Origin of the sequence: Corallococcus terminator, assembly GCF_003611635.1 — a bacterium.
Lineage (GTDB): Bacteria > Myxococcota > Myxococcia > Myxococcales > Myxococcaceae > Corallococcus > Corallococcus terminator.
The window spans coordinates 1-20,429 of the sequence record NZ_RAVZ01000041.1 but is presented as its reverse complement, the minus strand read 5'-3'; the positions used below and the strand labels follow the sequence as shown (position 1 = coordinate 20,429).

The 20,429-nt window shown below is 70.1% G+C and carries 17 protein-coding genes; 9 read left to right on the top strand and 8 right to left on the bottom strand.

What is annotated here, in order from left to right; all coding sequences use genetic code 11:
- Positions 1-114 precede the first annotated feature (114 nt).
- Both D7V88_RS08850 and D7V88_RS08845 read left to right on the top strand, forming a co-directional pair.
- The gene (locus D7V88_RS08850) at positions 115-2,064 is read left to right on the top strand and encodes a PAS domain-containing sensor histidine kinase (protein WP_120540175.1); all 1,950 of its coding nucleotides are present in this window, start codon (positions 115-117) and stop codon (positions 2,062-2,064) included.
- A gap of 154 nt (positions 2,065-2,218) precedes the next feature.
- Entirely contained in the window at positions 2,219-2,395 is a 177-nt protein-coding gene (locus D7V88_RS08845) for a hypothetical protein (protein WP_372241074.1), read from the top strand.
- Between the two features lie 78 nt (positions 2,396-2,473).
- Here D7V88_RS08845 and D7V88_RS08840 read toward each other — a convergent pair whose 3' ends face one another.
- The 3 genes from D7V88_RS08840 to D7V88_RS08830 form a co-directional block, all read right to left on the bottom strand.
- On the bottom strand, positions 2,474-3,004 hold the full coding sequence (locus tag D7V88_RS08840; protein ID WP_120540173.1) for a TspO/MBR family protein: 531 nt from the start codon (positions 3,002-3,004) through the stop codon (positions 2,474-2,476).
- A gap of 178 nt (positions 3,005-3,182) precedes the next feature.
- The gene (locus D7V88_RS08835) at positions 3,183-3,947 is read right to left on the bottom strand and encodes a ferritin-like domain-containing protein (protein WP_120540172.1); all 765 of its coding nucleotides are present in this window, start codon (positions 3,945-3,947) and stop codon (positions 3,183-3,185) included.
- Positions 3,944-5,143, bottom strand: a complete 1,200-nt coding sequence (locus D7V88_RS08830) for a hypothetical protein (RefSeq protein WP_120540193.1) — start codon at positions 5,141-5,143, stop codon at positions 3,944-3,946. Before D7V88_RS08830 ends, D7V88_RS08835 begins: the two co-directional genes overlap by 4 nt.
- 285 nt (positions 5,144-5,428) lie before the next feature.
- Between D7V88_RS08830 and D7V88_RS08825 the strand changes: the two genes are divergently transcribed.
- Genes D7V88_RS08825 through D7V88_RS08815 form a run of 3 tightly spaced genes read left to right on the top strand, consistent with a single transcriptional unit; the run spans position 5,429 to position 9,393 of the window.
- Positions 5,429-7,771: a CHASE2 domain-containing protein gene (locus tag D7V88_RS08825; protein ID WP_120540171.1), complete on the top strand. Its 2,343-nt coding sequence runs from the start codon at positions 5,429-5,431 to the stop codon at positions 7,769-7,771.
- A 27-nt stretch (positions 7,772-7,798) separates the two neighbouring features.
- Positions 7,799-8,386 carry an SH3 domain-containing protein gene (locus tag D7V88_RS08820; RefSeq protein ID WP_120540170.1) on the top strand — a complete coding sequence of 196 codons (588 nt, stop codon included), beginning with the start codon at positions 7,799-7,801 and terminating at the stop codon, positions 8,384-8,386.
- Positions 8,386-9,393, top strand: coding sequence for a M48 family metallopeptidase (locus D7V88_RS08815; RefSeq protein WP_244238061.1), 1,008 nt, complete (start codon positions 8,386-8,388; stop codon positions 9,391-9,393). Before D7V88_RS08820 ends, D7V88_RS08815 begins: the two co-directional genes overlap by 1 nt.
- Positions 9,394-9,435: 42 nt before the next feature.
- On the opposite strand, the gene D7V88_RS08810 is transcribed toward D7V88_RS08815, so the two are convergent.
- Genes D7V88_RS08810 through D7V88_RS08800 form a run of 3 tightly spaced genes read right to left on the bottom strand, consistent with a single transcriptional unit; the run spans position 9,436 to position 14,255 of the window.
- A complete protein-coding gene (locus D7V88_RS08810) occupies positions 9,436-11,004 on the bottom strand; it encodes an extensin-like protein (protein ID WP_120540169.1) in 1,569 nt (522 codons plus the stop codon).
- A 9-nt stretch (positions 11,005-11,013) separates the two neighbouring features.
- Entirely contained in the window at positions 11,014-11,973 is a 960-nt protein-coding gene (locus tag D7V88_RS08805) for a ParA family protein (protein ID WP_120534039.1), read from the bottom strand.
- Between the two features lie 47 nt (positions 11,974-12,020).
- On the bottom strand, positions 12,021-14,255 hold the full coding sequence (locus D7V88_RS08800; protein WP_120540168.1) for a HEAT repeat domain-containing protein: 2,235 nt from the start codon (positions 14,253-14,255) through the stop codon (positions 12,021-12,023).
- Positions 14,256-14,493: 238 nt separating this feature from the next.
- Between D7V88_RS08800 and D7V88_RS08795 the strand changes: the two genes are divergently transcribed.
- Together D7V88_RS08795 and D7V88_RS08790 are read left to right on the top strand one after the other, a co-directional pair.
- Positions 14,494-15,384, top strand: coding sequence for an NAD(P)H-dependent flavin oxidoreductase (locus D7V88_RS08795; RefSeq protein ID WP_120540167.1), 891 nt, complete (start codon positions 14,494-14,496; stop codon positions 15,382-15,384).
- Positions 15,385-15,810: 426 nt separating this feature from the next.
- Positions 15,811-16,185 (top strand): helix-turn-helix transcriptional regulator, encoded by a 375-nt coding sequence (locus D7V88_RS08790; RefSeq protein ID WP_120537402.1) that lies wholly within the window; start codon positions 15,811-15,813, stop codon positions 16,183-16,185.
- Positions 16,186-16,204: 19 nt separating this feature from the next.
- On the opposite strand, the gene D7V88_RS08785 is transcribed toward D7V88_RS08790, so the two are convergent.
- A complete protein-coding gene (locus D7V88_RS08785) occupies positions 16,205-17,602 on the bottom strand; it encodes a sensor histidine kinase (RefSeq protein WP_120540166.1) in 1,398 nt (465 codons plus the stop codon).
- Between the two features lie 83 nt (positions 17,603-17,685).
- Positions 17,686-18,306, bottom strand: coding sequence for a phospholipase D family protein (locus D7V88_RS08780; protein WP_120540191.1), 621 nt, complete (start codon positions 18,304-18,306; stop codon positions 17,686-17,688).
- A 119-nt stretch (positions 18,307-18,425) separates the two neighbouring features.
- Between D7V88_RS08780 and D7V88_RS08775 the strand changes: the two genes are divergently transcribed.
- Positions 18,426-19,100 (top strand): TetR/AcrR family transcriptional regulator, encoded by a 675-nt coding sequence (locus D7V88_RS08775; RefSeq protein ID WP_120540165.1) that lies wholly within the window; start codon positions 18,426-18,428, stop codon positions 19,098-19,100.
- A gap of 39 nt (positions 19,101-19,139) precedes the next feature.
- Positions 19,140-20,429: aldehyde dehydrogenase family protein (locus D7V88_RS08770; RefSeq protein WP_120540164.1), on the top strand; the 1,290-nt coding region annotated here is incomplete at its 3' end.

Genomic DNA, 20,429 nt, shown 5'->3' with positions numbered 1-20,429 from the left:
GGCAAAGGGGAAGCGCACGGGTCGGCCGTCGCCGCGCCCGTCAACGCCGGGGGACCCCCATGTCCCGGCAGGACCGACGTCACCCGGTGTGGCGTGGGTTCCCAGGAGCGAGGCATGGTCGTAGGACCCGCACGAGAGCTGGAGGCCGTCCTGGATGCGGCGGTGGAACCGGTCATCGCCTGCGACGGGGACGAGTGCATCCTGCACATCAACGCGGCGACGGAACGATTGCTGGGCTGGAAGCGCGACCAGCTCCTGGGCAAGCCGGTCTCCGAACTCTTCCCTCACCGCCTGCAACGCTTCCATGGCCTGAGCCTGCCGCGCTACCTGCTGTCGCGCCGCAAGGTGCTCGGGGGGCGTCCGACCCGGGTCTTCTCACGGCGCCGTGATGGCGTGGAGTTGATGGTGGAGCTGACGGTGGGGACCAGCGGCGAGGGCGAACAGGAGCGCATCGTGCTCACCATGCGCCGGCTGCATGAGGTCATCGACACGCTGGAGGAGCCGGTGGAGCACGTGCCCGGCGGCCCCGACACCCTCCCGCACCACGAGGAGACGGTGGACCGCCTCTACCGAATCCTCGTGGAGAATGCGCCCCTGGGCATCTTCCACTTCGACCGCGCGCCCATCATCACCGCCTGCAACGAGCTGTTCGCGCGCCAGTTGGGAACGACCAAGCGCAACATCGTGGGCCTGAACCTCCTCACGCTGCGCGACGAGCGGCTGATGGCCTGCGTGCGCGAGTCGCTGGGCGGCCGCACCTGCGACTTCGAAGGGGACTACCGCTCGCTCACCAGCGGCAAGGTCATCCCCGTGCGAGTGCGCTTCGCCCCCTGCTACAGGGAGGACGGCGAGGTCGAGGGTGGCGTCGGCATCGTGGAGGACATCACCGACCGCCGCCACGTGGAGTCCGAGCGCGAGGCGCACCTCGCCCAGTTGGACCTGCTCTTTCGCAGCGCCCCCGTGGGCATCGGCTTCGTGGGCACGGACCTGAGATACGTGCGCGTCAACGAAACGCTCGCGCGCATCAACGGCGTCCCCGCCGAAGCCCATCCGGGCCACACCCCGCTGGAGCTGTTCGGCCCCCACGCGGGCCCCGCCGTCCAGGAGCTCCTGCAGCAGGTGCTGAAGACCGGGGAGCCCCTGGTGCGCAGCGAGTCCACCACCGACGGGGACCTGGGGCTCGAAGGTCCCCGGCGCTACATGAGCGGCAGCATCTACCCGGTGCGCACACCCGACGGCCGCGTGCTGGGCCTGGGCGTCCTCGTGGAGGACATCACCGAGACCAAGCGCGCGGAGGAGGAGCGCGCGCACCTGTACCGCGAGGCCCAGGAGGCCATCCGCGTGCGCGACGACTTCCTCTCCATCGCGAGCCACGAATTGAAGACGCCGCTGACGCCGCTGAGCCTGCGCCTGGCCACGCTGGAGCGCCGCCTGGAGCGCGGCGAGCAGGTGGACCCCGGCGTGCTGCGCCACGCGCGCCATCAGCTCACGCGCCTCACCGGCCTCATCAACGACCTGCTGGACGCCTCGCGCATCGAGGCCGGCCGGCTGGCGCTGCACCCGGAGGAGACCCGCTTCGACGTGCTGGTGGAGCACACGCTGACCAGCCTGGAGGGGCAGCGTGGCAACCACGTCTTCGACTTCGAGCCTCCCGCGGAGCCGGTGTCCGTCCAGGGCGACGCGTACCGGCTGGAGCAGGTGGTCCTCAACCTGCTGGAGAACGCGCTCAAGTACAGCCCGGATGGCGGCACCATCCGCGTGCGCCTGTCGGTGAACGAGGACGTGACGGTGCTGTCCGTGAAGGACCCGGGCATCGGCATCCCGGAGGACCAGCAGCAGCAGCTCTTCGACCGCTACTTCCGCGCGCGCAACGCGTCCACGCGCTCCTACGGCGGGCTGGGCCTGGGCCTCTACATCAGCCGCGACATCGTGGAGCGCCACGGCGGCCGCATCTGGGTGGAGAGCGAGTCGGGCCAGGGCTCCACCTTCTACGTCGCGCTGCCAACACTCGCCGCCAGCCGCCAGCCCCTGCCGCGCGCCCAGGGTGATCGCCACCTGCACTGAACCCGGAGTGCGGGCCGCGCTGAAAGAACTTCAGCCCCGGCGGTGACGCAAGGGCCCCGGGCCCGATGCAAAGGGCTGGAATCCCACGCATCCATCCCCTGGCACGGCGGGTGCTCTAGGGGAGTGCACGGGAGGGAGCACCACAATGGAAAACATGACGATGCCGCCGAGCGAGACCCCTGTCAGCCGCGACAACGAGGGGTGGCTGGTCCGGGTGAAGGTCGCGGGGCGCATCCAGGAGGTGCGCTGCGCTTCGGAGAACCAGGCTCGCTACTTCGCCGCGGTGCTGTCGTTCAACAACGCGGGCCGTCCCAACCGCCTGCGCAATTGAAGCCTTCATGATGAGGGGACGAAACGCGCGGGCCTCTTCGAAGAGAGGGCCCGCGCACGTCTCCCCGGACCGACGACGTCAGGCATTGCGGCGGGCGATGTCGGTGGACAGCACGTTGGCGAAGGTCACCCAGCCCAGGTACGGGGCCATCAGGTACGGGGCCTTGCGGTCCACGCCGCTGGCGGCGGCGGTATAGGCCACGATGCTGCCCAGCAGGGCCCAGTTCTCCACCGCGGCGGCGCGCACGTCGCGCTTCCTGAAGAACAGGTGGGACCAGGCGGCGTTGAGCCCCAGTTGGACGAACCACAGGCCCAGCGCCTTCGAGCGCTTCGTGCCCGCCGGAGAGCCCCAGATGCGCCAGCCGGAGACGGCGATGAGCGCGTAGAGCGTCGTCCACACGGGGCCGAAGAGCGCTCCGGGCGGCTGGAAGGGCGGCTTCTTCAGGCGCTTGTACCAACCCTGCGACACGGCCTCGCGCGTGCCTCGCGCGCCCAGGTAGACGGCCCCGGCCGTGATGGCGCCGAACGCGCCCAGCGCCACCGCCGACTCGCGGTTGAGCGTGGGGTTGTGCTCGAGGCCCTCGGAGCCTCCCAGTTCGCTGAGGTGCATGGCGTGTCCCTCCCTGCCCGTGAAGAAGTCGTGGGCGAAGCCACAAGCTGTGTCCTCCCGCCACCCAAGGCCATGCGTGCCTGCCTGCCCGTGGCCCAGGGAGTCCGCTTCGTGAACACTCCCGACCGACAGTGGGTCATGCCCAACGCAACGGCCTCCCCGGGCCCGGCTGCACGCCTCAAGGGGCGGGGACGGACGCGGACTCCAGGGGAGCGCGGGCTTCGGTGGCCACGCCCGCCGCGAGCCAGCCCTTCACGAGCGACAGGTGTTCGGCCTCCGCGTCCAGGGCCAACTGGAAGCGGTCCGCGAGCGTGTCGTGCCCCAGTCCGCGCGCCAGGTCGATGAGCAGCTCCCAGCTCGCGTTGTCGGTCAGCTCCGCCACCAGCAGCGCCTCCATGCACTGGCGCAGGTTGGTGCGCGCATCCGCGATGGCGGCGGGCACGCCCTGGGAGATGACGGCGGAGAGATCCGCCGACGGCGTCATCGCCGTGGGGTCCGCGCCCAGGCCCTGGAGGGTCTCCGTCATGAGCGCGAAGTGGCTGAGTTCGTCATCGAGGATCTTCGTGAGCAGCTCACGGGACGGTCCGCCCTCCCAGCTTCCGTACACCTCCAGTTTGGAGAGGGCACCTTCGTAGAGCCGGACGCCGGTGCGCTCGAAGGCGAGCCGCTCCCCCAGCTTGTCGATGAACACGGTGGACTTCTGTCCCTTGAGCAGGCCCGCCGCGGTCTTCGCCACGCCCTTCAAGCTGGACGGCGGAGGCACGTGGCCCAGTCCGTCCGCTTCCCGCGCGTACTGCTGGCGCACCCGGTGGATGCCCTGCGCATCCCCCGGACTGCTGGGCGGCGCGCGCTGCGCCTCCTGGACGATGTCCTTGCTGTCGATGGGGGAGGTCTTGATGCCGGTGCGGTTCAGTCCCATGTCGGCGACGGTGTCCTTGCTCATTGCAGCCTCCTGCCTTCCTGCACCGAACCCATGCGCTCCGCCTTCGCCGCGAGCTCCGTGCCCGGCCTCCAGTGGTAACCGGCCGCCACCGTCTCCGACGGCGACCCTTCCGAATTGAGCTGCGCCTGGTAGATGCTTGAGCGGTGGCCTTCCGGCAGCCGCGCCACGTAGTCCGGACCGTTGGAGCGCATGTCCACCTCCTGCGCGAGCACCTTGCGCACGAACTCGCGGTGCTCCTTGAACGCGATGGGCTCCGGGAGCGTGCGGGGCAGCACCTCCGCCGGGTCGCGCTGCTCCATCTCCTTGAACAGCTCCATCACGTAGTGCAGGTGGCCCAGCTCGTAGTCCACGAAGCGCTGCCACACTGCCTTCACGTGCGGGTTCGTCTCATACGCGAGGCACGAGTAGTAGTTGTAGACCTCCGCGGCCTCGTGCAGCAGCCACTTCTCCAGCATGGATTCGTCCGGATCGCAGAGCGAGCCGTACTGGGTGACGTGCTGCTCCTCGATGGAGGCGATCTCCGCGTAGAGCTGTCGCGCGACGGGGTCCGCGAACTGGGGGCCCACGGTCATGTAGTAGTCGTGCGTCTGGAACTCGGACGCGGTGATGGTGATGGCGTGCAGCTTGGACAGCGGATCCGCCGTCTTGTGGTCGTAGGGCGTGCGCACGTCATCCAGCGGATGGCGGTGCTCCAGCGACGTGGGGCGTCCGGGACGGATGTCCGAATAGGACTGGATGAGGTTGTTGGGGTCCTTGCCCTCCACCCGGTCGTAGAGCGCCGAGTAGCGGTACAGGTGGTCGAAGTCCTCCAGCATCCCGAACCGGTAGGTCTGGGCCAGATAGGGGTCTGGCTCATGGATGGCCACGCTGGCGGTCGCTTCGATGGCCAACTGCTCGAAGCCAAGCGTCGTTTCGAGGGGGCTCTGGTCCGGCGGGTTGAGCCAGTTGACCATCGTCTGCTGGTGGTGCTCCGCGCGCCGCACCAGCGCCAGGTGGGGCCGCAGTTCCCGGTTGAGCCGCGCGAAGATGTGCTTCATGCGCAGCGCATCCGCTTCGATGCCGTTCATCAGGATGACGCGCGTCCGGGTGAACGCATCATCGTCCAGCTTGCTGTAGGGCCTGCGCACCAGGTCCTTCCAGGTGAAGACCTGCCGCTCCAGGGGAATGCCTTTTTCTTGGAAGAGATCCAAAGCCACGAGGTGCTCCTTGAACGGGGGTGGGAAGGCGCGACCCATGCGACGCAAGAGGGCCGCGGCCGCGCCCTGTTCACGCAAGGTCCGGCGGCCCCCTGGGGACGGCAACACCCCGCTCTGCGCTGGCCGGCGGGACGCCAGGGGCTCCAAAGGCTCGCAAGGACTCCTGCTCTCACCTCTCTGACGGCCCCTCCTGGAGGGAGGTCCGACACCGAAGGGCTCCCGGGATGCCGCGAAGCCCGGCCCCTTGGGGTAGCGTTCCGGCCGTGACCTCTTTGGGGAGGGGCCTTGGCCGGTGAGCCGTGGAAGACCATCCAGCAGCGCTGGCGCGACCATGGGCGGGTGATGCTCGGGATCGCGCTGGTGGCGACGCTCGTCGCGGGGGCCTGTCAGTACGGCACCCGCCTGCTGGAGGTACCGGAGCACGGCGCCTACGACCGGGCCCTGAACACATACCTGGTGGGCCGGAAGCCGTCCTCGCACGTGGTGGTGGTGGCCATCGACCAGACCACCCTCGACCGCATCAGCAAGAACGAACAACTGCGCATCAACTTCGGCAACTGGCCGTACACGCGCACGCTGTGGGCGAGCATCGTGCAGGAGCTGAAGGCGGCGGGCGCGAAGGCGGTCCTCTTCGACGCGGTGATGGACGAGCGCGCGTCGGACGAATCCGCCGACCTGGGGTTCGCGCAGGTGCTGCGCGAGACGGGCATGCCCTTCTACCTGGGCATGGCGACCAACGGCAACGCGCCCTCCCTGCCCCCCGTGGACTTCCAGGCCCCCGTGCCGCTGGCCACGCCCGAAGCGGCGCCCCCGGTCTCGCCTCCGTCGCAGGACGACACGTTCCCGGAGGAGTTCGAGGATGGCCCCGCGACGGCCACGCCCACGCTCGATGCCCAAGCCAGGGCGCTCGCGTTTCCGGCGAGCCGGACGGACGGCCAGCCCCTGCCCGAACTCCTGTACATGTCGAACCAAGGCAGGCTGGAGCCGCGCAACCCGGTGCTGCCCATTCCCGCCCTGATAGGAGCGGTGCAGGGCTTCGGGCTGGTGGACACGGAGGCGGACACGGACGGCACCATGCGCCGCACGCGCTTCGCGTACTCGGATGGCATCAACACCTACGTGACGCTGCCGGTGCGCATGATGGCGGACCTGCTGGGCGCGAAGGAGGTCACCTTCTCCGGCCGCACGCTGCGGCTGGGCGAGCGGACGTGGCTTGTGGATCCGGACGGCAGCGCGGCGCTGGACTACGGCGGCCCGCTGCACCAGCGCTACCCGATGGTGCGCCTCATCGAAGTGCTCCAGGATTGGATCCACCGCAAGAAGGGCGAGCCGTTGGAGCTGGCCGCGGACACCTTCCGGGGAAAGGTGGTCATCATCGGCGGCACCACACCGGGCCTCAATGACATCAAGGCGACGCCCTTCTCCTCCACGGAGCCGGGGGTCGCGAAGCAGGCCGCCGTGATGGAGACGTTCCTGGCCGGCCAGTTCATCACCCGCGCGCACTGGAGCGTGGACCTGGGCATCGCCTTCCTGGCCGCGCTGCTGTCGGCGGTGCTGTTGATGACGGCGCGCTGGGCGCCGCTGGAGGTGGCGTGGCCCGTGGGCCTGGTGTTCGGGCTGTACGTGCTCATGGGGTGGGTCCTCAAGACGTCGCACACGCATGTGCTCACCGCGATGCCGTCGCTCGCGGGCATTGGCGCCAGCGTGGCGGCACTGGCCTTCAACCACCTGGTGGCCAACCGCGAGACGAAGTTCATCCGACAGGCGTTCAGCCACTTCATGGAGCCGAAGCTGGTGGAGCAGATGATCCGCTCGCGCCAGCTTCCGCGCCTGGATGGGGAGAACAAGGAGATCACCGCCTTCTTCAGCGACATCCGCGGCTTCTCCACCTTCAGCGAGCGCTTCAAGGAGGATCCGCGCCAACTGGTGCGCATCCTCAACACCTACCTGACGACGGTGAGCGGGACGCTGCTGCACGAGGGCGGGTGCCTGGACAAGTACATCGGCGACGCGGTGGTGTGCCTGTTCGGCGCGCCCATGGACCAGGAGGACCACGCCATCCGAGCGTGCCGGGGCGCGCTGGCGGCGAAGGCGGCGGTGGAGGCCCTGCGCGTGGACTTCCGCCAGAAGGGCTTCCCGGACGTGTACACGCGCATCGGCCTGAACAGCGCGGTGAACTTCGTGGGCAACTTCGGCAGCGACCAGCTCTTCAGCTACACGGCCATTGGCGACGGGATGAACCTGGCCGCGCGACTGGAGGGCGCGAACAAGGCCTACGGGTCGGTCATCATGATTGGCCCGCGCACGTACGAACTGGCGAAGGACCACATCGAGGTGCGCGAGTTGGACCGCGTGCGGGTGGCGGGCAAGACGGAGGCCGTCACGGTGTATGAGCTGCTCGCGCTCAAGGGCCAGTTGTCGCCGGAGCAGCAGCGCACGGTGACGCACTACCATGAGGCCCTGGAGCTGTTCCGGCGGGCGAGGTTCGCGGACGCGGCGGCGGTGCTGGAGGCGGAGGCAGCGAGGGCGCCAGAGGATGGGCCCACGGGGAAGCTGCTGGAGCGCTGCCGGGAGTACCAGGAGTCACCGCCCGAAAAATTCGACGGCGTGGCGAATCTTGAGAAGTGACGGCGTAGGAAGTTGGGGAGCACGACCATGAAGCGACTGACGATGGGCGTCCTGCTGCTGGCGCTGGGGGTGCCAGCAGCGGCGGCGTGGGCGGCGAAGCCCGGTGAGAAGCTCTACGTGAAGGCGCGCAATACGCGCGTCCTCGCAAGCCCGGAGGCCACGGCGAACGTGGTGGTGGTGCTCCAGCCCGGACAGCAGGTGACGTGGAAGGGCGCGGCCCCTACGGACAAGCAGTGGCACCTCGTCACCGAGCCCAAGGGCAAGCCCGGGTACGTGTTCCAGACGAACCTGTCCACGAAGCCGCCCAACATGGAGCTGGTGGCGAAGGACGGGCAGACGCGCGCCGTCGATCCGGCGGCCTTCGTGTCCAGCGGTGCGGCGGTGAAGGCGCTGAGCCCCGGGGCGGAGAAGTACGGCCGGGGACAAGGGGGCGACTACGCGAAGGCGGTGGAGCAGATCAAATCCATGGAGAAGCTGGCCACGGGCGTCTCGCCCAAGGTGATCGCCGAGCACGTGAAGCAGGCAGGGCTGTTCCCGGTGGTGGGACCGGACACGAAGACCGGGGCGCAGGCCAACGCGAAGGGCGTCACGCCGGCGCGGAAGGAGACGAAGTGATGCGCGCCGGGTTGAAGGTGCTGGTGGTGATGGGCCTGGGGCTGGGGCTGACGTCCTGCGTCCGGGTCAGGAGCGCGGCGAAGACCCTCGTGCCAGTGAACTCGAACAATGTCGCGAGCCGGGCCGTCCAGGGCATCGACGAGGTAGGTCAGTGCTCCAAGCTGGGCGCGGAGCCCGCGGTGAATGAGGAGTACGCGCTGGGCAGCGCGCTGACCATCCACTTCGTGCAGGGCGGCGGTGGGCTGCTGTTGCGCAACAAGACGGATGAGCAGGTGCACGTGTACATCAACACGGTGGGCCGCAACCTCGCGGCCCAGTCGCAGCGTCCAACCCTCACGTGGAATTTCGGCGTGTTGAACGACACGGAGGCGCTCAATGCCGTGTCCGCGCCGGGGGGCTACGTGCTGGTGTCGCGCAAGCTGCTGGAGCAGGTGGACAACGAAGGGCAGCTCGCGGGCGTGCTCGCGCATGAGGTTGCCCATGTGGTGCTCAAGCACGCCCTGCACCAGTACGCCTCGGTCAAGGTCGCGCTCTGCAAGAGCGCGGCAGTGGGTGGAATCCTCTCCCCCCGGCTCAAGCAGTCCATCGACGCCGCGAGCAAGTCCGATGGCTCGCTGGACCTGGATGCGGACACGGGGATGATGGAGCACATCGTCAAGGCGACCCTGAAGGTCGTCATGGCGGGCAACAACCAGAACCAGGAGTTCGAAGCGGACGAGATGGCCGTCCAGCTCATGCTCTCCTCAGGCTACGACCCGGAGCAATACATCGCGCTGCTCGGGAAGACGGGCAACGTCGGGGGCGGTTTTTCGAACCACCCGAAGAGCAAGGCCCGTCAGGACCGCATCCGGAAGTACCTCAAGGCCCTGTCGAAGGCCCAGCCCCCGGGAAGCTTCGTGGAGCTGGAGCTCCCCGCGGATCCGAAGAGCCCCGAGCTGCCCGCCAGCTTCGCCACGTTGAAGACCCCGGACGCGAAGTCCACGGGCGTGGCGAAGGACGCGAAGTAGGCGCGGGAGAAGCAGCCCCGCGCCGTCCTTCGCGGGGCACCGTCAGCGCATCGTGGCCTGGCTCAGGGCGCGGTGCACGGACTCCAGGGCCTTGCGCGCCTCCAGCAGTTCCGCGCGTTCGGCGGTGAGGGACGCGACCTGCTGGGCCAGCACGTCGCGCTCGCCCTGGAGCGTCTCCACCGCGCGGCGCAGGGACGCGGACTCGTCCTTGGCGCTCTCCAGCTCCACGGCGAGGCGCTCCTCCTCCGCGAGGCTGTCGGCCAGGGCCTGCTTGCCGCGCGCCACCACCTGCTCCAGCGAGTCGTGTTCCTTCGACGCGGCCTGGAGGGCCTGACGGGACTCCTGGAGTGACAGCAGCGCTTCGTCGCGCTCGCCTTCCAGGGCGGCCAACTCACGCTCCAGGTCGGCGAGCAGCTTCACGCGGCCTTCCATCTCCGCGGTGAGGCGGCGCGCCTCGTCCATGCGCAGCCGGGCTTCCTCGGTGGCCTTCTCCGCCTGACGGCGCGCCACCTCCAGGTCCTGGGTGAGCGTGAGGTTGAGCGCCTTGACCTTGGTGAGGTCCGACTGGAGGTGGGTGATGCGCTCCACCGCGCGCTGGCCGGCTTCCGCGACGGTGGCGGGCAGCGGCTCCGGACGCGGGTTCTCGCGCACCGCCTTGAGGCGGGCCTTGAGGCGCTCGCGGCGGGACTCGGAGTCCATGGCCTCGTGCGGAGGGGCGGGCGTCTGCACTTCGACCTGGGCTGGCGGGGCCTCCTGTCGGGCCACCGGCTCGGCGGTGGTGACGGTGGTGGCCTGGACGGCAGCGTACGTCGTCATGGGCTCGGCCTCGGGCATGCGGAGGGCCTGAACGCCCATCCGTCCATCGAACTGTACCGCTGGCGGGGGCCCGGCGAAGGTGACCGGCTCGGCCCGGGGGGCTTCCGCCCGCGCCATCGCCGGGGGCGGCGAAGCGAAGGTGACCGGCGGGGCCTGCGTCGGCGCGGCGGACTCGGAGCGCGCGTGCGTCGGCTCGGTGGCCACCGGCTCCACGGCGAAGGACTCCAGCGTGGACTCATTCAATTGCGCGACGTGCGCCGCGGAGACGCTCCACGCGGACGCCGCGACCGCTTCGGCGACCTCGCGGTGTGAGACGGGGGACACGGCCTCCGCGTCCCAGGCGGACTCCTCCGCGGGCTGGGTCGCCGCCACGTTCCAGGCGGGCGCGGCCTCTGGAGACTCGTGCTCCAGCCACGGCTCGGGCGGCGCTTCTTCCTCTTCCTGCCGCGCCTCCGGGGACACCAGCGCGGACAGCGCGTGGGACACCGGCGAGAACGTGGGCGCCGTCACCGCCGGCAACCCCTGGGCGGCCTGCGGCGACTGCGCGCGGGCGGAGGGCGCGTTCAGCGCGGCCTCGATGGCCTCGGCGGCCGTGGGACGCGGGGCCCGGCCGCGTTCGATGCGGGCACGCACCTCCGCGGACAGGTCCGGCGACTCCGCGACGGGCGGAGGGGCTTCCGGGGCGGACTCGGCGGCGGGCGCCGTGGGTTCGGCCGGGTCGAGGGCGCCGGTGAACGCCCCCAGGCGGAGGCGCGGCTTCGCGCGGGACACGTTCTGTTCGAAGGCTTTCTTCATGGCGGAATCTCAGCCGGCTTTCGTGGCGCCGCCGCTCTTGGGCGGAGCGTGCGCGGCCACCAGGCGCGGCAGCACGTTGTCGAGCATGGCCTGGATGTCGGTGGCCCCCTTGGACGTCGGATCCGCCACGAACACCGGGCGGCCCTCGCTGGAGGCCTGCGCGAACTTGGTGCACTGCCGGATGATGGTGGGCAGCAGGTACTCCGGGTAGTGCGTCTGGAGGGCTTCCAGCGCCTCCTTCGCCAGCTTGAAGGTGGCGTTGAAGGAGTTCACCACGATGAACACGTGGTCCAGCACGTGGTTCAGGTCCTCCTCCAGGCTCTGCACCGTTTCAAACAGCAGCTTCAGGCCGTGGAAGGAGAGGAAGTCCGCGAGCACCGGCACGAACAAGTCGTTCGCGGCCATCAGCGCGTTGAGGTTCAGCAGGCCGAAGGACGGCGGCGCGTCGAAGACGATGAAGTCGTACTGCGCCTCCACGTCCTTGAGCGCGTTGCGCAGCTTGAACTCGCGGCCAGCCATGGGCATCAGCGCCAGGTCCACCGTGGACATGCTCAGGTTGGACGGGATGAAGTCCAGGTTGGGCAGCATGGACTTCTGCACCACCTGGATGAGCGGCGTCTTGCGCACCAGCACGTCCAGGAGCGTCTTCTCGAAGTCCTCGCCCTCGTAGCCCAGGCACTTGGTGGCGTGGCCCTGGCTGTCCAGGTCGATGAGGAGCACCGCGTAGCCCAGCTCCGCCAGGCGCCACGCGTAGGAGGTGGACAGCGACGTCTTGCCGGTGCCGCCCTTGAAGTTGAGGAAGAGCTGGCGGCGGTGGCCCGCGCTGGGCGGGAAGCGGTTGAGCGTCGTGCGCAGCTCCCACACGTCGTCGGGGCCGTAGCTGTCCTTGCGCAGCTCCGCGGGGATGCCCTTCGGAGTCACGCCGAGCATCTCGGCCACCTGCTTCGAGCTGTACGTCGGCGCTTCCATGAACGACCCTTCGGATGACGTGTGAGGCCCGGCCGATGCACCTTGCCTCAAGCGGCGAAGTATTTGTGCCCCCTTCGCACGATGGCCCCTCGGGCCACCAGCAGGGCAACAGCCTCCTGTGCCAGCTCCATGGGAGCGGACAGCCCGGTCGTCAGCTCAGGGAGCGAGCGTCCCCGGACGGCGACCCGCACCTCCTGCAACATCGCCCCACACAGCGCTTCCACGGGAGAGGGTCCACGGCGCGGCGGAACGGGCGGCGTGACGGGAGGCGCCGGAATGCGGGTGGGCGGAGGCGCGCCCATGGCCACCAGCGCGGCCTGCACGGGCGTCCGGCGCACGGCGGGGGCAGCGGGAGGAGGCGGCACGGAGGCGACGGGCCGGGACGGGGGCGCACCCGGGGAGAAGGACACGGCACCGCCGTTCGCCGCCATCGCGGGCACGGCCCCGTGCATCACGGATGGTGCGGCGCGGGATACGCCCACGGTGGCGACCGCGAGCGCGGGGGCAGCCATCGGAGGGGCCACCGTCCACCGCGAATCGTTCGAGGCCTGGGCTGTCAGCGAGGCATTCACGGCGGCCTGCGACGAAGCGTTCGCCACCGCCTGGCGTGCGACGCTCACCGCGGCCTGCGCGGCATCCACGTTCGCCTGCTGCGTCGCATTCGCAGCCTGAGCGATCTGCAAGGCCTGCTGCGCGGCATCCAGCACCGCCTGCTGCGATGCGTGCGCCTGCAGCGCGACGTTCACCGCCTGAGGCGGGACGTGAACCGCTTGCGGCGCAACAGCACCCACGGCCCGAGTGACATCCACCGGCTGCGCGGCGCCCACGGCCTGCGCGGCACCCACCGGCTGAGCGACACTCACGGACCGGACGACACCCACGGCCTGCGCGGCACCCGCCGGCTGCGCGACCCCCACCGGCTGCGCGACACGCGCGACCACGGGCACCACGGCCTTCACTTCCAGCGTCGCGCGCACGGGCTTCACGGGCAGCGTCGCCAGACGGCGGATCTCCCGGCGCCGGTGCGCATCATCCAACGTGACCACCGCGGACACGTCATGCCCGAGGATGCGCGACAGGCTCTGCGCCGCCGCCTTGCGCACGCGCGCCTCGCCGTCGTCCAGCGCCTCCAGCAGCAGCGCCCGTGCGTTCTCGCCCCGACCCGCGCCCAGCGCCAGCGCCGCCAGCGCGCGAACCTCCGAGTCCGTGTCGTGGATGGCGTCCTCGCCCAGCCGCCGCGCCGTCTCCCCTTCCAGCCCCAGCGCCAAGAGCGACGCGCGCCTGCGCACCGACCGGTCCGAGTCCTTCATCGCCTGCGCCAGATGCGGCGCCGCGTCCCGGGGCGCCAGCACCAGCAGCGCCTTGAGCGCCGCGATGCGCACCTCCGGCACCGGCGAGGACAACAGCGGCGACACCACCGAAGCGCCCTCTTCCCGGCACAGCCCCGCGAACGCCTGGAGTAGCGCCACCTGCGCCATCGCGTCCGTCTCCGCGTGCAGCGCCGCCGCCAACGCGGGCGCCGCCGCCGGATGCGCCAGCGCCTTCAGCCGCTCCGCCGCGCGAACCCGCGCCGCCGCGTCCGCCGCCGACAACTCCCGCACCGAGAACCCGAACAGCGTCTCGTCCGTGGGGCTGCCCGCGTGGCCCGACAACTCCGCCATCTGCTCCGGACTCACCCGCAGCCGGCCCTCGTTCTGAAGCCGCTGCGCCTCGCGCGCCACCGGCGACAGCCCCGAGTCCCCCGCCACGAAGGCCGCCGAGGCCCGCTGCGGAACCGGCGGCGCGGGACGGTCCGTCCACGGGACGATCGGCTCGGACGCCTTGAGCGGCACCGCGGGCCCGCGCAGGGGCGTGCGCACCGGGGGCACCGTGTCGTTGCGGAGGATCACCTCGCTGCGAAGCTGCGAGATGAACGACGCCAGGTCGAACCCCAGCTCGTCGTCATCGTCCAGGGAAGCGCTGCGCGAATGCCCGGACGAATGGATCCGGCTGGCATCCAGCAGCTTCTCCATCAGTTGGTTGCGCTCCAGGCGCAGCGCATGGTTGAGCCGCGTCAGCTCCTCGCGCTCGCCCAGGGCACGGCCGCTGCGAACCTCCAGCTCCGCCAGCTCACGGCGCAGGTCCAGCTCACGCTGGTGCGCTTCCGCCAGGTCTTCCTTGAGGTGCGACAGTTCGTCGCGCGCGTTCGCCAGCTCGCCATGCAACTGCTGCGCACGGGCCTCGAAGTAGACGATCTTTTCGAGTGCGCTCTTGAGCAGCGCGTCCGGACGCTCATCACTCACGGCTGAGTCTGGCCTCCCCGCAAAAACGCTCGGCGGCGCTCCCCGGTTCGCGTCACCGAAGGGAACCCCCGGCTTTCCCGACCTCGGCCGGGGGGCGCACCTTACGTCAGCCCTACGTGCTACGTAAACCACGGAAACACCAGGGGTTTTCCCCTCTGGAGACACGCTGCGATTGACAACGCCGCCCAGGCCGATTTTTCGGCCTCGCGCCCGCGCGCACGCGTGCTCCAATGCACCCATGGCCCCTTCGCGCATCGACACCGCCGTGACCCGGATGTTGGGCATCCGCTATCCCATCATCGCCGCCCCCATGTTCCTGGTGTCCAACGCGGCGCTGCTGGAGGCCGCAGGCCGCGCGGGCGCCATCGGCGCGGTGCCGTCGCTCAACTACCGGACCGCGCAGGCGTACCGGGACTTCCTCGCCACGTTCCCGAAGGACGTGCCCTTCGGCGTGAACCTCATCCTCAAGTGGGCCGAACGGCTGGAGGAGGACATGGCCGCGACGGTGGAGCGCAAGGTGCCGCTCGTCATCACCAGCCTGGGCGACCCCACGCCCGTGGTGGAGCGCGTGCACGCGTACGGCGGCAAGGTGTGGAGCGACGTGATTTCGCTGCGCCACGCGGAGAAGGCCGCGAAGGCCGGCGTGGACGCGCTCGTCGCGGTGGGCTCCGGCGCGGGCGGCCACGCGGGCCACCTGAGCCCGCTGGTGCTGGGCCCGTGGCTCAAGCAGGAACTGGGCATCCCGGTGGTGCTCGCGGGCGCGCTCTCCACGGGGCGCCACCTGGCCGCCACGCTCGCCATGGGGCTGGACGGCGCGTACCTGGGCACGCGCTTCCTGGCGACGGAAGAAGCGGGCGCCGCGCCCGACTACAAGCAGGCGCTGGTGGACGCGAGCCCGGAGGACCTCGAGTACACGAAGGAGGTCACGGGCGTTCACGGCAACTTCCTCAAGAACGCGCTGGAGCGCTTCCGCGCGGGCCAGGGCAAGGCGTGGAAGGACACCTGGAGCGCGGGCCACGGCGTGGCCTTCGTCAAGGACGTGCTGCCCGCGGCCGCCGTCGTGGAGCGCATGGTGCGCGAGTACGCCGAAGCGCGCGCCGCGCTGCCGTCCGTGGACGCCGCGGGCTGAAGCGTTCGCCGCCGCAAACTCCGCGGTGAAGGACCCGCTCCGGCGCTGGATTGCCGGAGCGCGCGGTCTCCCCGGACCCTTCAAAACGTCCAGAACAGCGCGGAACAACCCTGCGGGTCGTGCGACCCCGCAAGGCCTTCCCGTGACGTCGTGGGAGGGAAGCGCGCGCCCGCGCCTACCACCCCGGTTCGACGCTCGCATCGCGCAAGAAAACAGCACCCGGGAAGCCTTGCGAAACGCGCGCGCCGGAACGGCGGAAACCGCGAGTTGTCGCGGGTTTGCGGCGTTCGTCCGCACGTCCAGAGATGTCAGACCCCACTCGTAATCTGTGTCTCACGAGGTCACGCAAGGCAGCGACTTCTCCCCGGTACCTCTCCGTCTCAAAAGCGGGGGGAGAAGCTCCTCTTTCGACAGGTTTTCGACGCCATGGAACAACGACTGGCCACCCTCATTGGAAACGCAGTCCGCGCGTCCCGGCAGCGGCTGGAACTGACGCAGGCCGATGTGGCCGAGCGCGTCGGCATCGCCACCGAGGTCTACGGACGGCTGGAGCGCGGCCACATGCTGCCCAGCGTCCGGACGTTGCGGAAGCTGTGCCTGGTGCTGAGCTGCTCCTCGGATGTGCTGCTGGGATTGAGCGCGACGGCGACGGTGGCGGAGGACGGCGCGCCGCAGCTCGCGGAGGATCCGCCGGAGTACCGCGAGCGCCCGGAAGTGCGCCGCCTCATGCGCACCGTGCGCAAGCTGGACTCCCCGCGCCTGCGCCTGTTGGGTCAGGTCGCGCACGCGCTGGAGCGATGAGCCGAAGGACGCCCGCGCGCTAGTCGGCCGCGGGCTCCGTGCCCTCGGTGACGGACCCTTCCCGGCGCGGCGGCTGGGAGGCAGCGCCCGCCGCGGGCAGTCGGAGGATGAAGCGCGCACCGCCTTGCGCGCGGTTCTCCGCCTCCAGCGTTCCACCGGCGCGCGCCACGTATTCGCGGCACAGCGCCAGTCCCAGGCCGGTGCCTTGTCCGGGCGGCTTGGTGGTGAAGAAGGGCTCGAAGAGGCGCGGCAGCACGGCGTCGGCGATGCCCGGACCGTTGTCCTCCACCTCCACGCGCACGTGACCGTCCTCCATGCGCGCGCGCAGCACCACGTGCGCGGGCCGGCTGGGGCGGACGGACTCCAGCGCGTCGGCGGCGTTGATGAGCAGGTTCACCAGCACCTGCACCAGGTGACGGGGGGTGACGCGCGCGGGGGCGAGGTCGGGCGTCACGTCGCGCTCCACCACGCCCAGGCTCCGCAGGCGCACCGACGCCAGCCGCTGGGCTTCGGCGAGCGTCGCCGCGACGTCGCAGGACTCCATGCCGCCGGGCTCATCGCGTGAGAACATGCGCAGGTCGGTGACGATCTGCTGGATGCGCATCACGCCCTGCTGCGTCTCCTCCAGCACGCGCCGCACGTCCTCCAGGTCCGCGGGCGCGCCCTCCGCCCACTCCTCTTCCAGGTAGCGCAGGTTCGACTTCACGTACGCGAGCGGGTTGTTCACCTCGTGGGCCACGCCCGCGGCGAGCTGCCCCACCACCACCAGCCGCTCCACCTCCGCGCGCTGGCGCTCCACGCGCACGCGGCGCAGCTCGCTGTCCGCGAGCTGGCGCAGGGCCTCCACGCGCTCCAGGTGCGCGGACCGCTCCGCGGCCTGGAGGCGGCGGAAGGTCTCCGCGCCGTACGCCGACACCAGGAACGTGAAGCCCAGGCTGATGGACTGGCCGAGCAGCGCCGACCATGGGGCGTGGGACTGCCACGTCGTCATCAGCACCACCGCGACCAGCGTGCCCACGATGGCGGACCACACCGGCAGCCGCTGGCCCGGCGTGAAGACGGCGACGAGCAGCGGCACCGTGTAGAAGGAAGGATACAGCGGGCTCGACAGGCCGCCGGTGAGGTGGACGCTCAGCGTGAGCGCCACCAGACTCACCAGGCCCGCCGCGACGCCGCTCTCCTGGCCGCGGATCCACCCGGCGCCCACGAGCGCACCCAGCACGACGAACGCCGCGGACCACACCAGGTGGACCAGGAAGAACGCCGGATTCGGCGCGCCCAACACCAGCGGGTGCGCCAGGGAGCCCAGCGTGAAGAACAGCGCGCACCACCAGTAGGTGCGCCGCTTCACCTGAAGCTGGCGTCCACGGTCGTCGTTCCCCGCGTCGCCATTCGCCTTTGAACCGAAGAGCGCCACCCGGGCCTAGTCCCCCTGGGCGCGTTGCGCGCAGGGACATGCGTGGTGACGCTTCGCGGACGGCTGCATGCGGTGCTCTCCCATCAACGACGCAAGCGCCGAGACTGCCCCAGTCTCACTGCATCCCGGCCTTGCTTCCCACCCTGTTTCTTCGCCTGTCCCACGCCGGAGGGCAAGATGGGGTCTGGACACACCGTGCGGAGCCGGCACCCTCGACACTCCGCGCCATTCCACACCGCGTCAAAAAGGGCCGTCGTCCGGTCGATGACGTCGAAGTCCTCCGTGACGAAGCCCATCTCGAAGTTGCGGACGTCGTCCCCCTTGGCCCCCAGCCCCGCGCCGGTGAGGTTCGCGCTGCCCAGGTAGACCCAGGCCCCGTCCACCACCACCGCCTTGAAGTGCACGCGCGGGCAGACCTTCATCTCCAGCCCCCCCTTCACCAGCCGCGCCCGGGCGTCGAACGCGGCCCGGAACGGCCGGCTGGGCAACTCCGCGTGCAGGAGCCTGAGCGCGACGCCCCTCGCCGCCAGCCCATCCAGCACCTCCAGGAGCGGCACGAACTTCCCCGCCTTCCCCTCCACGTACATGGCCTTCACGTTGGCGGTGGCGATCCACACCGACTCACGCGCGTGGGCCAGCTTCGCCAGCACCACCTCCCGGTACAGCGCGCTGCCCGCCAGCAACTCCGCGTCGATGGGCCTCATGATGTCACCCAGCGTCGCACACCCAACCACACTGCGCCATTCCTCCACGAGCGTTGGCCGCTGGATGAATGACCGGCGGTCAGCTTGACGGATGACCGGCGGTCATTTAACTCCGAGTGATGGTGGGCCCATCGGAACCCGGACGACTCGCTCCCCCGCGCGCCAGGCGGGACAAGGACAAGGAAGCGCGGCGGCGGGAGCTGCTGGACGCGGCGCGGGCGCTGTTCGAGGCCACGTCGTTCGCCGAGGTGAAGATGGCGGACGTGGCGGCGCGGGTGCGCCTGGCCAAGGGGACGGTGTTCCTCTACTTCCCGACGAAGGAGGCGCTGTTCCTGGCGCTCCTGGACGACCTGCTGACGGCGTGGTTCGCGAAGTTGAACCAGCGGCTGGCGCAGGGCCACGGGGCGTGGACGGGGGAGCAGCTATCGCGCACGGTGGCGGAGTCGTTGGAGGGGGAGGAGACCTTCACGCGGCTGCTCGCGCGGATGCAGACGATGCTGGAGCAGAACGTGACGGTGGAGCAGACGCTGCGGTTCAAGGAGCGCGTGCTCGTCTCCATGGGAGAAACGGCGGGGCTGCTCCAGCAGCGCCTGCCCTTCCTCACCGCCGAGGACGCCGGGCAGCTCATCCGCCACGTGCACGCGCTGGTGACGGGCCTGAGGCAGATGGCGGACATCGCCCCGGTGGCGCGCGAGGTGCTGACGCTGCCGCACATGGCCCCGTTGCGCGTGGACTTCACCGCCGAGCTGACAGCGGCCATCACCACCCTTCTTCGCGGGCTCCAGGCCCGCTGACCCACCCGCGGTACATGTCTGTCCGAAACGGAGCCCGTCATGCTGGAAGCCGTCGCGTCCCTCCTTCCCAAGCCCTCGGCGGAGATTGAACGCATCCGCGCGGTGTTCGAGTCACAGCGCGCGAACCGCTGGAACCTGTCGCGCAGCACGCCCGCGGAGCGCATCGCGAAGCTGCGCAAGCTGCGCGAGGCCATCATCCAGCGCCGCACGCAGTTGGCGGAGGCCATCCACCAGGACTTCCGCAAGCCGGCGGTGGAGGTGGAGCTGACGGAAATCCATCCGACGCTGGAGGAGCTGAACCACACGGTGAAGCACCTGAAGGGGTGGATGAAGCCCAAGCGGGTGGCGACGCCGCTGACGCTCAAGGGCGCGTCCAGCCACGTGCGCTACGAGGCCAAGGGCGTGGTGCTCATCCTGTCGCCGTGGAACTACCCGTTCCAACTGCTGGTGGCGCCGCTCATCGCGGCCATCGCCGCGGGCAACGCGGTGATGTTCAAGCCCAGTGAGAAGACGCCGCACACGTCGCGCTTCCTGGCGCAGTTGGCGCGGGACGTGTTCCCGGAGAACGAGGTGGCGGCGTTCGAGGGCGGCGCGGACGTGGCGGAGGCGCTGCTCCAGCACCCGTTCGACCACTTCTTCTTCACGGGCAACCCGAACATCGGCCGCAAGGTGATGGCGGCGGCGACGAAGTACCTGTCCAGCGTGACGCTGGAGTTGGGCGGCAAGTCGCCGGTCATCATCGATGAGTCGGCGAACCTGGTGGCGACGGCGGAGGCGCTGGCGTGGGGCAAGTTCGTCAACGCGGGCCAGACGTGCGTGGCGCCGGACTACATCTACGTGCCGGCGTCGAAGCAGCAGGCGTTCCTGGACGCGCTCAAGACGGTGTTGACGCGCTTCTACGGGACGACGGAGGCGGAGCGGCAGGCGAGCCCGGACTTCGCGCGGGTGGTGGACCCGGCGGCCTGGAAGCGGCTCAAGGAGGTGTTGGACCGCACGGTCGCCGCGGGGGCGAGGGTGGAGGCGGGCGGCACGGCGGACGGGCCGTCGCGGTACATCTCCCCGACGGTGTTGTCCGGGGTGACGAAGGCGATGCCCATCATGGAGGGGGAAATCTTCGGGCCGGTGTTGCCGGTGCTGACGTACGAGCGGCGCGAGGAGATCTACGCGCACATCAACGAAGGCGGGAAGCCTTTGGCGCTGTACGTGTTCGCGCAGGACTCGAAGGTGGTGGAGGAGGTGCTCCAGCACACGACGTCGGGCGGGGTGGTGGTGAACAACGTGCTCATCCACGTGGCGAACCCGAACCTGCCGTTTGGCGGGGTGGGGATG

What these genes read in the sequence shown, in the direction of transcription:
- D7V88_RS08850 (WP_120540175.1), top strand. Translation starts at nt 115, where the DNA reads ATGGTCGTAGGACCCGCACGAGAGCTGGAGGCCGTCCTGGATGCGGCG.
- D7V88_RS08845 (WP_372241074.1), top strand. Translation starts at nt 2,219, where the DNA reads ATGACGATGCCGCCGAGCGAGACCCCTGTCAGCCGCGACAACGAGGGG.
- D7V88_RS08840 (WP_120540173.1), bottom strand. Translation starts at nt 3,004, where the DNA reads ATGCACCTCAGCGAACTGGGAGGCTCCGAGGGCCTCGAGCACAACCCC.
- D7V88_RS08835 (WP_120540172.1), bottom strand. Translation starts at nt 3,947, where the DNA reads ATGAGCAAGGACACCGTCGCCGACATGGGACTGAACCGCACCGGCATC.
- D7V88_RS08820 (WP_120540170.1), top strand. Translation starts at nt 7,799, where the DNA reads ATGAAGCGACTGACGATGGGCGTCCTGCTGCTGGCGCTGGGGGTGCCA.
- D7V88_RS08815 (WP_244238061.1), top strand. Translation starts at nt 8,386, where the DNA reads ATGCGCGCCGGGTTGAAGGTGCTGGTGGTGATGGGCCTGGGGCTGGGG.
- D7V88_RS08810 (WP_120540169.1), bottom strand. Translation starts at nt 11,004, where the DNA reads ATGAAGAAAGCCTTCGAACAGAACGTGTCCCGCGCGAAGCCGCGCCTC.
- D7V88_RS08805 (WP_120534039.1), bottom strand. Translation starts at nt 11,973, where the DNA reads ATGGAAGCGCCGACGTACAGCTCGAAGCAGGTGGCCGAGATGCTCGGC.
- D7V88_RS08795 (WP_120540167.1), top strand. Translation starts at nt 14,494, where the DNA reads ATGGCCCCTTCGCGCATCGACACCGCCGTGACCCGGATGTTGGGCATC.
- D7V88_RS08790 (WP_120537402.1), top strand. Translation starts at nt 15,811, where the DNA reads ATGGAACAACGACTGGCCACCCTCATTGGAAACGCAGTCCGCGCGTCC.
- D7V88_RS08780 (WP_120540191.1), bottom strand. Translation starts at nt 18,306, where the DNA reads ATGAGGCCCATCGACGCGGAGTTGCTGGCGGGCAGCGCGCTGTACCGG.
- D7V88_RS08775 (WP_120540165.1), top strand. Translation starts at nt 18,426, where the DNA reads ATGGTGGGCCCATCGGAACCCGGACGACTCGCTCCCCCGCGCGCCAGG.